A 13,367-nucleotide genomic window follows, 5' to 3' on the forward strand; every position below is an offset into this window, starting at 1 on the left:
TCAAGCAAAGTCACAATAGATTTGTGACAAAATTCACTTATTAGACACAGAATAAGTAGTTTTACTTCAAAAAAACGGAACTTTTAACGTTTTCTTCCAATCAAAATCAATATTCCTGAAAGAAAACTGGAAACACCCACAACAAATTGGATGCCGAATAAGCGATTTTCATTTTTGGCAAGGTCATACCCGTTTTTTATCGCAAAAGTCATCCATTGTTCGAACCAAGTATAGTTGACCAAATATAAAAAACCGATTCCGAGCACGATTCCAGCCATGAAGTAAGAGCCTCGTTTTAAGCTCGATGTTGCCGCTATCAGTAAGAGAAGTGCGCTTACACAAGCAAACAGTGCATCAAAGTCATTTGTAAAAATGTATGCATCACTCGCTTTAGGGTTTTGAAAATGTTGAATAATAATGACCGCTAGCCAAATCGCGAGCCCTGCACTTGCTACTAAAAAGACAATACTTGTAATCAGCCATTTTCGTTTCCAATTTTCATTTTGATTGAGCTCTGTACTAAGTTGCCCTTTTTTGTTAAAAATAAAGATAAAAAATAGTACGAGACTAATGACAGCCAAGATGGAATTGGTGTAATTAAATGGCCCTTGAATATCTTCTGTTTTATCAAGTAGAGGTTGAATTTGGTAAAAATAAACTGAGAATGCTTGGAACGCTGTGTAGGCTAGTAGAACGACAGCTACTGCTAAACGGAAAATATCATTTTGAATCATGACGGCTCCGCTCACAATTAGGAGTAGCGCAAATAGGCCAATAATCCAGTAATTCCACACAAAGTTATAATCTCCAGCGTCGCTCATGAAATAGCCGTACACGGCACTAGAAAAGCTATATAGTTGGGCGAAACCAATCATGATTGTGAAACTTGCAGCCACTTGACGTAATTTTTGCAACAAAAAAATCCTTTCTTTCATAAAAATCCCGTCATCGCAATCGATAACGGGATTTTTAGGTTACTTAGTTTAAGCCCATTTCTGTGCGAACAACACTTGCAATTTGTTCGCAATAAGCTTCAGTTTTTTCGGTTGTTTCGGCTTCGACCATTACGCGAACAAGTGGTTCTGTTCCTGAAGGACGAACTAAAACGCGTCCGTTATCTCCCATATCGTTTTCAACGAGACGAATTGCTTCGCTTACTTTAGGATTTTCTTCTACCGCATTTTTATCTGTCACACGAATGTTCACTAATTTTTGCGGGAAAGTTTGCATCTCACTAGCAAGTTCCGATAATTTCTTACCTGTTGCTTTCATCACGTTGATAAGTTGAATGCCTGATAATAAACCATCCCCCGTTGTATTATGGTCAAGGAAAATGATATGACCGGATTGTTCCCCGCCAAGATTATAATCACCAGCGCGCATGGCTTCGACGACGTAACGGTCACCAACAGCCGTTTGCACATCCGCGATATTCAATTCCTTTAATCCTTTATAGAAACCTAGGTTACTCATAACCGTTGAGACAACTGTATTTTGGTTGAGCGAGTCATGTTCATTTAAATATTTAGCACAAATAAACATGATTTTGTCGCCATCGACAATTTCGCCGTTCTCATCAATTGCAATGACGCGGTCGCCATCACCGTCGAATGCTAAGCCAACATTTGCTTCTTTTTCTTTTACAAATGCAGCTAAACTTTCTGGATGTGTTGAGCCGACGCCGTCATTAATGTTTAAACCGTTTGGCGAGGCACCCATTGAAACCGTTTCTGCTTCTAAATCTGCGAACAAATGGTTCGCTAAACTAGATGTGGCTCCGTTTGCACAGTCCAGGGCTACAAGGACACCTGAAAAGTCTTGGTCAACCGTTTGCTTCAAGAATTGTAAATACTTTTGCTTTCCTTCCAAATAATCGCTCACTGTTCCTAATCCGTCAGAACTCGGGCGCGGAAGCTCATCTTTTACTTGATCAAGTAGTTCTTCGATTTCAAGTTCTTGGTCATCGGACAGCTTGAAGCCATCTGAGCCGAAGAATTTAATGCCGTTATCTTCAACTGGGTTATGTGATGCGGAAATCATGACACTGGCTGAAGCACCTTGTGCACGTGTTAAGTAAGCAACTCCTGGTGTTGAAATAACACCTAAACGCATGACTTCAATTCCTACAGAAACAAGTCCTGCAATAAGTGCAGATTCTAACATTTCCCCAGAAATACGTGTGTCTCTTCCTACCAATACTCTTGGGTGTTCTCCCACATGTTTGGTTAGAACGTAGCCCCCCATGCGTCCTAAGCGGAAAGCAAGTTCTGGTGATAATTCCTGATTAGCTACGCCGCGAACTCCGTCCGTTCCAAAATATTTTCCCATTATAATTCTCTCCTTCTGTATCAAAACATTGGATTACATTTCTAGCAGCAGATTGATTTCTGCTCCATTCGTCAATTATTTCATTTCTATGCAAAAGACAATGCAAGTTCTATTATACCTTTTTTTGTTAAAAATTTCATCTTCTCAAGAAAAACATAGCTTTAGATGCCATTTGTCAGCTTACAGCAGCCGTTTCTTTTAGCTTAATTAAAAAGTCAGCAGTGCTTACCGAAAGTTTATAACTCACTTTATTAGGCAGATTATTCACTTGAATTCTAGTGCTATATTCGCCTTCTTTTGCGTTAGATAAATCCGCTACTGCGGTAATACTTGATGCACTAATTTGATTGATGGTACTTCTCGGACCGCTTAAAGTTACGTTAACTTTTCCATTAGTTGGCGTAATCATTTGTGCCGTGTAGGTGGACGGTAAGCCTCTTGTAAAGACGTCTAAACTCTGGAAAGTCTTTGAAACCGTTTGATCCCCGTCTGTTCCGTCATCTGAGTTTGGATTGTCATCATTTGAATCTGGCTCATTTTGATTAGCGTTTGAATCATCATTCGACTTTTTTACCGTCTTAATTCGCACCTCGACAGTCTGCGGTTGAACAGATTTCGCACCATTTGGAACAGGAATTGTCACTTCTTGTACCGTATCCGCCGTAATGTTACTTACATTTACATTCACACTAATTTCATCAATTTTAGCGAGCACATCTGCATCACCTTCGACCACGACTTCCTTCGTTTCAGGCGTTATGCTCGAAATCGTAATGTCCTCACTAGGCGTCCCGGTTTGATTAATTTTTAGCGGCACCGATTTACCAACTTTTTCTACCGGAACTGAAACATCTACTTTTTCAGGACTAATTTCAACATCTAGTTTGTTTAAATTATTGTCAAAAGCAGAAACCGTAGCTTTCGCTGTAAAATCTTCCTTATGCGCTGAACTTGTCTCAACGTTTGCTTTCACGTAAGCAATTTGTTCAATCGTATCTTTTGCCCCTGTAATGGACACTTTGCCTGGATCTACTTTTGGTGTACCTGCCTCATAGCCGTCTGCAATAACCGAGTTACCAATCTCTGCATCAACAGAAAATTTCTTCGTTACTTTTTCTTGGACATTGACTTTCGCAGATTCAGGACTAATTGTCACTTTTAAGCGTTCCGAAATATCTTTCACTTGGAATTCCACCGTTTGTTCACCAATTTTGGCATTTCTTAGATCGGCGTATACTTTAAAATCTTGTTGTGCGCGCGCATTTTGCACGATACTTCTAGGTCCAGAAAGCGTTACTGTTACCGTGTCTGGCACGCCAGAAACATACAGGTTTTCTTTGTCGTAATAAACCTCAACTGGAACATTTTGAATTGTTTCCGTATCCATCTGAGAAGCCGTTTGAAAAGAGCCATCGCCCGCATTATTTTCAGACGTAACCGACGTAAATAAAATGGCGGCTAAAACGAGTGAAAGAATACGAATTGACCATTTATTATTTAAAATGCGATCCATCATTTTTTATGCCCCCCTTTCAAACGTGAAAAGAAGGATTTTTTCGCTTCCACTTGCGTCACTAATTCTTTTTCCAAAATTTCTTGTAGCCGTTCCTCTGACACTTCACGGAACAATTCGCCATTTTTCGTTACAGAAATGCCACCCGTTTCCTCCGACACGACAATCGTTAAACTGTCCGTTACCTCACTAATTCCAAGTGCTGCCCGGTGTCTTGTTCCAAGCTCTTTGGATAAAAAGGGGCTATCAGATAGCGGCAAGTAACTTGCCGCAGAAGCAATTTCATTTCCACGAATGATGACTGCACCGTCATGAAGCGGCGTATTCGGAATAAAAATATTGATTAAAAGTTGGGAAGAAATATTCGCATGAAGCGGTATCCCTGTTTCAATATAATCTTCCATGCCCGTATCTTTCGCAATGGAAATGAGCGCGCCGATTCGGCGCCTTGCCATGTATTTCGTTGATTTCATAATGGAGTCAACCAAATTGTGTTGCTCTTTCTCGATTCTCGAACCGAGTCGGATAAAAATATTCCCCCGCCCGAGTGATTCAAGCGCGCGACGTAATTCCGGTTGAAAAATAATGATAATCGCAAGAAAACCCCATGTTAACGCTTGATCGGTAATCCATTCAACCGTTTGCAAATGCAGGAAGCTACTTGCCACTTTCACAACGATGATAATAAAAATACCTTTTAGAAGCTGTACCGCTTTTGTTCCGCGGACAAGCATAATTAATTTATAAATGACAAACCAAACAACAAGTATATCTACAATGTTAGCTAAATATTGTAAAAGTGGAATGTTCGCAAAGCTCATCTTTTCGCCTCCATTACTACAGCAACTTAGTATCTGTGCTAGTTTTTATCAACAGTTCGAACACTGTTCTTTCATAAGTTTCATTATAGCATAAGTATACAGCCATAAAAAGAAATCAAAAAGGCAGTTTGTTAAAGATTTTTATAAGAAAAAAGCTTTGCCAGATTTCTAGCAAAGCTTTTTTCTTATTGGTATGCGACTTTTAATTCTGTTGTAGATGTGAGCAAGTATTGAACACCGTAAACGAAAACTGGAATTTCATCTCCCGCAAGGAGTTTTAAGGTTACTTGGTCCTTTTCTACGCGAACTTGAACGAGTGTATGGCGGTAATTAATTTTGAAGGCATAATCATTCCATGTTTTTGGCAAGAAAGGAGCGAATTCTAGTTTTTCTTGCGTTGTGCGCATGCCCGCAAATCCTTGTACGATGGCGAGCCAGCTGCCGGCCATTGAAGTGATGTGCAGGCCGTCTTCTGTGTCGTTGTTGTAGTTATCTAAATCGAGGCGCGCTGTCCGTTCGTACATCTCGACGGCTTTGTCGTACTTGCCAATTTCAGACGCGAGGACGGCGTGAATCGCCGGCGACAAGCTAGATTCATGGACGGTTAGCGGCTCATAAAACTCGAAGTTACGCTGTTTGGTGTCGAAATCAAATTGATTCGGGAAATAGTATATGCCTTGTAGCACGTCCGCCTGCTTGATAAAGCAGGAGCGCAAGATTTTATCCCAAGACCAATTTTGATTTAAAGGCAGATCGGTATCTTTGAGCGTGTCGGTTGCGCGTAGTTCCTTGTCTAGGAAGGTGTCATGTTGAATAAAGATTTGCCACTTTTCATCGTACGGGAAATACATGCGTTTGACGATGTCTTGCCATTTTTCAAGTTCTTGCTTGCTAATATGCAGGCGCTCTGCCGCTTCTGCATCTACGTGTTGCAACGTAAATTGTAGCGTCCAACTTGCCATGTAGTTGGTGAACCAGTTATTGTTGACGTTATTTTCATATTCATTTGGTCCGGTCACGCCGTGAATCATATATTTGCTTAAACGGTCGGATAGGTGAACACGATCTGCAAAGAAGCGGCTAATTTCAACTAAAACGTCAAGGCCGTATTCGGCGAGATAGTTTTTGTCTCCCGTATAGGTCACATAGTTGTATATCGCGTACGCAATTGTGCCGTTTCGATGGATTTCTTCGAATGTGATTTCCCATTCGTTGTGGCATTCAATTCCGGTGAAGGTGACCATCGGATAGAGTGCGCCGTCTAAACCGATTTTTCGCGCGTTTTGTTTCGCTTGTTCGAGTTGGTTAAAACGGTATTTCAGAAGGTTGCGCGGCACTTCTTCGCTCGTTAGTGCCAAATACATTGGGAGCGCAAACGCTTCTGTGTCCCAATACGTTGCACCACCGTATTTTTCTCCTGTGAAGCCTTTTGGACCGATGTTTAAACGGGCATCTTCGCCGTAGTATGTGGAAAACAATTGGAAAATGTTGAAACGAATTCCTTGTTGCACAGAATCGTCTCCCGATATCACCACATCGGCTTTATTCCAACGTTCGCCCCATGCTGCGACTTGCTCATCGAACAGATTTTCAAACGTTTTCGCCGCTTCGCTCGCTAAAATCGCTTGCGCGTGTTGCTCCAAGTCAGTTGTATCCCGCGAAGTTGTGATGATTACACGCTTTTCAAGGGTGACGGCTACATTCTGCTTCGCTAAAACCTTAAACCTTTTTTCGGTATAAAGCGCGCTTGAGTGTTCTGTTTCCGCCAAAACTTCACCCGAAATTTTATTTTCCATCAACGCATGAATCGTAAAACGTTCCGTATCAAATGCATTTGGGATAGTCCGTGTGGTTAATGAATTTTCCGTCACATGGACAGCTTCCCAAAACATTTCGTCATAGTTGGCATCTTCATTGTGGACTTCTCCGTCTAAAAATGGCGCTAAAACAAGTTCTGCGTCGCCGTCTAGTGCTGTAACCGTGTACGTTATAACCGCGAGTTCGCGCGTTTGAATGCTCAAAAATCGAGTGGCGCGAATTTCGTAGCGCTTCTCATTTTTTAGTACGGTGAATTGCCGCGTCAAAATCCCTTTTTGCATATCAAGTTTCATATCAAAATCGATTAATGTATCCGTGTATAAATCCAGTTTCTCCCCATCAATTAGCACTTCAATGCCGATAAAATTAAGTGCGTTAATAACTTTTCCGAAATAATCTGGATAACCGTTTTTCCACCAACCGACGCGCGTTTTATCTGGGAACCAAACACCTGCAATATAAGTGCCTTGGTGTGTGTCGCCTGAATACCCTTCTTCAAAATTGCCACGCATGCCCATGTAGCCATTTCCAAGCGATGTTAAACTTTCCTGCAAACGTTTTTGTTCTTTATTTAATTCTTTCGTTTTCAGTTTCCATGCGTCTATCTCGAATAATCGTTGCCTCATGCTAAATCCTCCTAAACTAACCTCACATCTTCTTTGTAAAAACGGGTTTTTAAAAATGTCATTGCAATGAGTAAGACCGCACCGAGTGACTGAATCCCAATCATTACTGTAATATCAAAATAAATGAAACCGAAAATGGTCGCGATGAGCGTTGGTAGCCCAATTGCATTCAGTGATAAATTCATCGCTTCTTTAAACGAATTGATTTTTGAAAAAGAGCTCTTTTTCGTGAGCGCCAAGCAAATGGCACTAAAAAGTACGAGCATGAGCGAGCTCACGAGCGTTAGCGTTCCTAAAACGAAAACCATTCCTAGAAATACTATCGGTTTGTACTGCGCGTACCAAGTCGTGTTAATAAACTCTTCCAAGTTTGTCACGACGCCAGATTCCGGATAGGCTAGGGAAAACTGGTAGCCTGACGCATCTTTTAAGTCTAAACGGGTTTCACCAAATGAAATGGCATTTTTAGCCGTATCAAACGTTTCTTTTGGGACGAAAACGCCAGACACAGAAGCGTCGTCTTGAAAAATCATTTCGCTTGCATTCACTAGTTTTCCGTCTGCAATTTTAAGCCCGTCAAACTGACTAGCCGCCTGATTTGTCGCAAGCGCATCTAAACCGCTCGTCCATTTCAGAATTTCAAAGTCATTTTGCTTCGCTTGGTGGAGCGAAATTGGTATCAGAAGTAGCGCATTCAGCAAAATGAAGCAAAAAATCATTTTCAACCACGAAAGGTTTTTTCGGGCTGCAAAAATCCGCTTAGGGCTCCAAATATTTGGAAAATATAGTTCCGGGAAGGTTTGCTTTTTCATTTTAGGACTCCTTTCAAAAAATGATTACCCTTTCGTACCGCCTGCCGTCAAACCAGAAACAAAGTTTTTTTGCAAGAAGAAGAAAAGGAGACAAATTGGCAGTGCCGCAAGTATGGCTCCGGCCGCGAACAGCGCCACTTTTTGTTGCTGCGGGTTTGAAATGAAGCTTTGCAAACCGACCGCAATCGTTAAGTTTTCTGGCGTGCGTAGTAAAAATTTCGCGAGTAGGAAGTCGCCAAACGGTCCCATGAATGCCCACAGCGCTTGAACGGCAATCATCGGCCTTACGAGCGGCAAAATAATTTGCCCGAAAATCCGGAAATGCCCGGCCCCGTCTAGTTTTGCCGATTCGTCCAAATCGCGCGGGACGGTGTCGAAGTAGCCTTTCATGAGCCACGTGTTCATCGGAATCCCGCCGCCGATATAAATAAGCGTTAGGAACCAGTAGTGATCAAGCGCCCCAAGGAGCATCGCTAGCACGTAAAAAGCAGTTAGCGCCGCCATTGTTGGCACCATTTGAATGATTAAAAAGAATACGAGGCTGTTTTTACGCCCTTTAAAACGGTATCTGCTATACGTGTAGCCGGCAAATGTGACGATTGTAACCTGCAAAATCATTGTGAACGTCGCAATAATTAGCGTGTTTTTATACCAATCGAGGTAAAGTGTTTCATTAAACAGACGCACAAAATTATTTAGCGTCCAGTCGTCCGACCATTCGAGTGAGAAGGCCGCAATGTTGCCCGGTTTAAACGCTGAGGATGCTGTAATCAAGATTGGATAAAGGATAACGACAGAAAGCGCGAGTAAAAACAAATACGTGAAAAACTTCGTTAAAAAGTTCGTTGTGCGTTGATCTTTAAAAAATGCTTTCATTACATCATCTCCTCATTTCCGAATGCGTTGGTTTTCTTAAAGGCAATCATGGAAACCCCGATGACAATCGCTGAAATAATAAGCGTCACAGCCGCTGCCAGTGCATATTGCGGGGACGTCCCCGTCGTAAGTTTGTAAATCCATGAAATTAAAATATCGGTCGAGCCGGCACCACCACCGACACTGCCTGGTCCCCCTTCATTAAAGAGGTATATAATTGAGAAATTGTTAAAATTAAACGTGTACTGCGTAATAAAAACGGGTGCCGTGACAAATAAAATCATCGGCAGCGTAATCTTTCTAAAACGCGCCATCGCGCTTGCGCCGTCAATTCGCGCCGCTTCGTAGAGCTCGCCCGGAATAGCTTGCAAGACGCCTGTCACCATCACGTAAATGTACGGGAAACCGAGCCATCCTTGGATAGAAATGAGGGCTACCTTTGTCCAAAATGGATCCGTCTTCCATGAAATGGCGCCAATATCAACAAATGGCAAATGATTGAGTAGCGGAATGACTTGCGAATTAATCGCGCCAATGCTGTCATTAAACATGTTTGAAAAACTCATAATCGTAATGAAAGCCGGAACCGCCCATGGTAATAGGAAGATAACACCAAAAAGGCGTTTTCCTTTAATAAAGCTTTGGTTGGCAACGATTGCGGTGAATACACCTATCACGATTTGTAACGTGGTCGCACAAAGTGTCCAAACAATCGTCCATGAGAACACGCTTAGGAATGTGTCGCGGTAAGCGCTCAAGAAGAAAATATTAAAGAAGTTTTTAAACCCTACCCAGTCGATTAGATTCGCTGGTGGGATATGGTAAAAATCGTAATTCGTGAATGCCATGAAAAGTGTAACTAGTACGGGGAAAATGATAACAAATGTCATCACAATATAAGCTGGCATCGTAAAGAGATATGGAAAGCCTTTATCCACCATATTTTTTAAGATGGCTTTTGTGCTAACATTGACACTTTCACCGAGGTTCCACTGTTTGGCTACTCGATTTGCATCGTATAAATTAAGTATGTAAAAGCCAATAAAAATCATTGTGATAATGAGTTGCAACGTGCCTTCAATCAAGAGAAAGAGCGAATGATCGACACCAGGAATAGATCCAAGCGTAATCAAATTATATAAAGCTCGAAAACCGAACATGACAAGCTCTATGACAAACAAAACGAAAATAAGTAAAAAGATGATTCCTTTAAAATTTTGCTTATTATAAAACTGGCCTAGACCGGGAATGATTGATAACAAAGTCGCTTTACGGACATTTTTTATTTCCTTTTGTTCGATATCCATTTTGTGACCCTCTCACTTCTTTATAGTCCGTCTGGGAAAGCGTGGCAGCTTTCCCAGACGTCATTTTATTTCGTGTATTTTTGTGAAATGTTATCTTCAATTACTTTTACAGCATCATCTGCTGATTTTTGAGGTGTTTTCTTGCCAGAAGCTGCATCAAACATTAAGTTTTCTGCCCCTGTCCAAACTTCAGCCATCTCTGGAATATTTGGCATAGGTTGCGCATTTTCATATTGTTCGATAACTGCATTGGTTAATTCATCATTTTTATCAAGAGCAGCTTTTCTTGCCGCAGTATTTGCTGGTACTTCATTTGTTAAATCATAAAGTGTAGATTGATTTTTTTCATTTGTTACATAATCTAAGAATTTTTGTGCTAAATCTTTGTTTTTCGAGTAGTTGCTAATCACCCAGCCTTTACCACCTGCAAACGGCGAGTATTCTTTGCCATTTGGAAGCGTTGGAATTTTAGCAACCCCGTAATTTAATTTCGCTTCTTTGTAGTTTGCTGCCGACCAAGGACCACCAATGATTGCCGCTGTTTTCCCTTTAACAAATTGGTCTTGAATAAAGTCATCGGCACTCTTATTATCTTGCATTCCTTTTGGCCATACATCTTGGAACCATTTCGTAGCGTAAGTAATACCTTCTACAGAGCCTTTATTATTTAAACCAATATCTTGTGGATTCGTACCATCATCACCAAAAACATAGCCACCGTATCCAGCTAAAAGTCCATAAGAGAAGTAGAAATCAGTCCATTTCGCTAAGAAACCAATATTTTTACCTTTTTCTGAACTAAAATCAAATCGCGCGTCTTTCGAGATGTTTTCTAAATCGCCAAATGTTTCAGGCGCCTTATCTAACAAGTCTTTATTATAATAAAGCACAACCGTTTCAATAATCGCTGGTGCTCCGTATATTTTTCCGTCTATTGTGACTTGTTTTGCATCTTTTTCATCATATTGATCTTTATTTCCTAGTTTCACTTCCGCCAAGTGCCCTTGTTGTCCAAGTCCCCCGATTCGGTCATAAGCAGACATCATAACGTCTGGTGCCGTTCCAGCTGGCCCATCAAGTGGCAGCGCCTCTAATTGTTCAAACATATCTTTTTCAACAATTTTGATTTTCGCATCATTTTCTTTCTCAAAATCGCCTTTTATCGAGTCTATATATTTTTTGTAGCCGCTATCAACTGAAACAGTTAATGTTTTCGTATCCCCACCACTTGCTTTATCATCAGATGCTCCCCCGCCACATGCTGCTAGACTTAGAACAAGACCAGTTGCCAGTCCTAAAACACCAAGTTTCTTTTTCAAATCCATTACCTTTTCCTCCTCAAATTTAAAAAATCAGTTTGACGCTTCTTTGTAAAACTAGGTTAACCTTACATGTATTATATCCTCTTCAAGAAAACGTTTTCAACACAAATTTTCATGTTACCGATAACAGAATTTCGGAAACTTATTTGTGAAAAATACGCAAACTCGTTTCCAAAACCTGCTTCCTATTTCACAATCCGGAAACCTTCTTTTGGCACGATAACTTCCGCACCCAACTTCTCATCGTGAAAAACGTCAACGCCCGCTTCCACGCGCACTGCTTTCTCTTCTTTTGCTTGGTTAAAAATAAAGGTGAGCGCTTCTCCGTCTAGTTCGCGTTTAAAAATAACCAAGCCTTCCTGAACACGACTAATATCCCAAATCAGTTCGCCGCGTGAAATGAGTGCTTGATACTCTTTTCGAATCGCAATTAACCGTTTTGTAAAGGCCAACATCTCTAAATCTTGTTGCGCTTCTTCCCAAACCATACATTTTCTGCACAGCGGATCGTTCGCGCCGTCCATGCCGATTTCCGTTCCGTAATAAATGCACGGTGAACCTGTGTGGGCAAACATGAACGCAAGTGCCTGTTTTACTTTATCTTTATTTCCATCTGCTCGCGTTAAAATTCGCGCCGTATCATGACTGTCAAGCATATTAAACATGACTTCGCTCACTTGTTTCGGATAGCGCATATATTGCTCATTAATACTTGCAACCATCTTCTCAGGCGAAATTTTATTTTCAATAAAGTTTTCAATAATTGTTTGTGTGAACGGATAGTTCATCACCGCATCAAATTCATCGCCAAGTAACCAAATCCACGAATCATGCCAAATTTCACCTAAAATATACACATCTTCTTTTTCGTTTCGCACCACTTGGCGGAATTTTTTCCAAAAAGCATGGTCGACTTCGTTCGCAACATCAAGGCGCCAGCCGTCAATATCAAACTCACGAATCCAGTAAGCCGCAATATCAAGTAAGTATTTTTGCACGTCTGGATGACTCGTATTTAATTTTGGCATGTGTGTAGTAAAGGCGAAGGTATCATATGAAATCGACGTCGCATTCTCCACATTCCCATTTTCTCCGTAACGAACTGGAAAACTATGCACGTGGAACCAGTCTTTATAGCGCGATTTCTCCTCATTTTGAACGACATCTTGCCACATTTCACTCGTATCCCCAATGTGGTTAAAGACAGCATCAAGCATCACTTTTATCCCGCGTTTATGCGCTTCATCAACAAGCTTTCTGAACGTTTCTTTATCGCCAAAATGCGGATCAATTTTCATATAGTCGAGTGTATCGTACTTGTGATTCGTAGGCGCCTCAAAAATCGGCGTCATATAAATCCCGTTAATTCCGAGATTTTCCAAATAATCTAAGTGCTCGATTATCCCCACTAAATCACCGCCAAAAAAGTCGGTCGTGCTTGGGTCCTTACTGCCCCAAGGAAGTGCATTTTCTGGTGATAAACTTGGCTCTCCGTTTGCAAACCGTTCTGGGAAAATTTGGTACCAGATAGTGTTTTTAACCCACTCCGGCGCTTTAAAAGTATCCACCTCATGAATGAATGGAAATTTAAAATAATAGTCCATCGTGTTCAAATTAACGAGCGTATCTTCAAAAAAACCACGTCCGCCGTAAAATATTGTATCTCCTTCGAAATCCTCTAGAATAAAACCATATTGCACACGTCTACGCTCCGGTTTTAATACAAAAGCAAAATAGTCGTGCTCTTCCGTCGTGGCGATTTTTTTCATTTCAAGGCGCTCGCTCATCCATTTCTCGTTTTCATAATCATACGGATCTGCACAAATTAGCGTAACCTTTTTAATATCGTCCTTTTTTGCCCGAATGCGGATATGTAAATCAAAACCATCATAACTAAATGCATAGTGACTTGCCGGTTGATGATAAATTGCAGCTTTTTCCACT

General features: G+C 41.1%; 10 protein-coding genes. All 10 read right to left on the minus strand.

From position 1 onward, the window contains the following. Positions 1 to 83 precede the first annotated feature (83 nt). Complete coding sequence (locus tag CFT42_RS13420) at positions 84 to 935, minus strand: hypothetical protein (protein ID WP_088816391.1); 852 nt, start codon at positions 933 to 935, stop codon at positions 84 to 86. A gap of 43 nt (positions 936 to 978) precedes the next feature. After that, complete coding sequence (glmM, locus tag CFT42_RS13425; protein WP_088816392.1) at positions 979 to 2,328, minus strand: phosphoglucosamine mutase; 1,350 nt, start codon at positions 2,326 to 2,328, stop codon at positions 979 to 981. A gap of 175 nt (positions 2,329 to 2,503) precedes the next feature. Beyond that, the gene (locus CFT42_RS13430; protein ID WP_088816393.1) at positions 2,504 to 3,844 is read right to left on the minus strand and encodes a CdaR family protein; all 1,341 of its coding nucleotides are present in this window, start codon (positions 3,842 to 3,844) and stop codon (positions 2,504 to 2,506) included. Then, complete coding sequence (cdaA, locus tag CFT42_RS13435; RefSeq protein ID WP_088810961.1) at positions 3,841 to 4,662, minus strand: diadenylate cyclase CdaA; 822 nt, start codon at positions 4,660 to 4,662, stop codon at positions 3,841 to 3,843. The genes CFT42_RS13430 and cdaA overlap by 4 nt, the downstream gene beginning before the upstream one ends. Before the next feature lie 185 nt (positions 4,663 to 4,847). After that, positions 4,848 to 7,106, minus strand: coding sequence for a glycoside hydrolase family 65 protein (locus CFT42_RS13440; RefSeq protein ID WP_088816394.1), 2,259 nt, complete (start codon positions 7,104 to 7,106; stop codon positions 4,848 to 4,850). A gap of 11 nt (positions 7,107 to 7,117) precedes the next feature. Continuing rightward, positions 7,118 to 7,918, minus strand: a complete 801-nt coding sequence (locus CFT42_RS13445) for a DUF1189 family protein (protein WP_088810959.1) — start codon at positions 7,916 to 7,918, stop codon at positions 7,118 to 7,120. Between the two features lie 24 nt (positions 7,919 to 7,942). Further along, positions 7,943 to 8,794 carry a sugar ABC transporter permease gene (locus CFT42_RS13450; RefSeq protein WP_088810958.1) on the minus strand — a complete coding sequence of 284 codons (852 nt, stop codon included), beginning with the start codon at positions 8,792 to 8,794 and terminating at the stop codon, positions 7,943 to 7,945. After that, complete coding sequence (locus tag CFT42_RS13455; protein WP_088810957.1) at positions 8,794 to 10,101, minus strand: sugar ABC transporter permease; 1,308 nt, start codon at positions 10,099 to 10,101, stop codon at positions 8,794 to 8,796. Before CFT42_RS13455 ends, CFT42_RS13450 begins: the two co-directional genes overlap by 1 nt. 65 nt (positions 10,102 to 10,166) lie before the next feature. Beyond that, entirely contained in the window at positions 10,167 to 11,426 is a 1,260-nt protein-coding gene (locus tag CFT42_RS13460; RefSeq protein ID WP_088810956.1) for an extracellular solute-binding protein, read from the minus strand. 182 nt (positions 11,427 to 11,608) lie between these two features. Continuing rightward, entirely contained in the window at positions 11,609 to 13,366 is a 1,758-nt protein-coding gene (locus CFT42_RS13465) for a glycoside hydrolase family 13 protein (RefSeq protein ID WP_088810955.1), read from the minus strand. Position 13,367: the final 1 nt, after the last annotated feature.

The organism is Listeria goaensis (assembly GCF_900186125.1).
Lineage (GTDB): Bacteria > Bacillota > Bacilli > Lactobacillales > Listeriaceae > Listeria > Listeria goaensis.

Coding starts and splice junctions, on each gene's coding strand:
- CFT42_RS13420 (WP_088816391.1), bottom strand. CDS start 935: ATGAAAGAAAGGATTTTTTTGTTGCAAAAATTACGTCAAGTGGCTGCA.
- glmM (WP_088816392.1), bottom strand. CDS start 2,328: ATGGGAAAATATTTTGGAACGGACGGAGTTCGCGGCGTAGCTAATCAG.
- CFT42_RS13430 (WP_088816393.1), bottom strand. CDS start 3,844: ATGATGGATCGCATTTTAAATAATAAATGGTCAATTCGTATTCTTTCA.
- cdaA (WP_088810961.1), bottom strand. CDS start 4,662: ATGAGCTTTGCGAACATTCCACTTTTACAATATTTAGCTAACATTGTA.
- CFT42_RS13440 (WP_088816394.1), bottom strand. CDS start 7,106: ATGAGGCAACGATTATTCGAGATAGACGCATGGAAACTGAAAACGAAA.
- CFT42_RS13445 (WP_088810959.1), bottom strand. CDS start 7,918: ATGAAAAAGCAAACCTTCCCGGAACTATATTTTCCAAATATTTGGAGC.
- CFT42_RS13450 (WP_088810958.1), bottom strand. CDS start 8,794: ATGAAAGCATTTTTTAAAGATCAACGCACAACGAACTTTTTAACGAAG.
- CFT42_RS13455 (WP_088810957.1), bottom strand. CDS start 10,101: ATGGATATCGAACAAAAGGAAATAAAAAATGTCCGTAAAGCGACTTTG.
- CFT42_RS13460 (WP_088810956.1), bottom strand. CDS start 11,426: ATGGATTTGAAAAAGAAACTTGGTGTTTTAGGACTGGCAACTGGTCTT.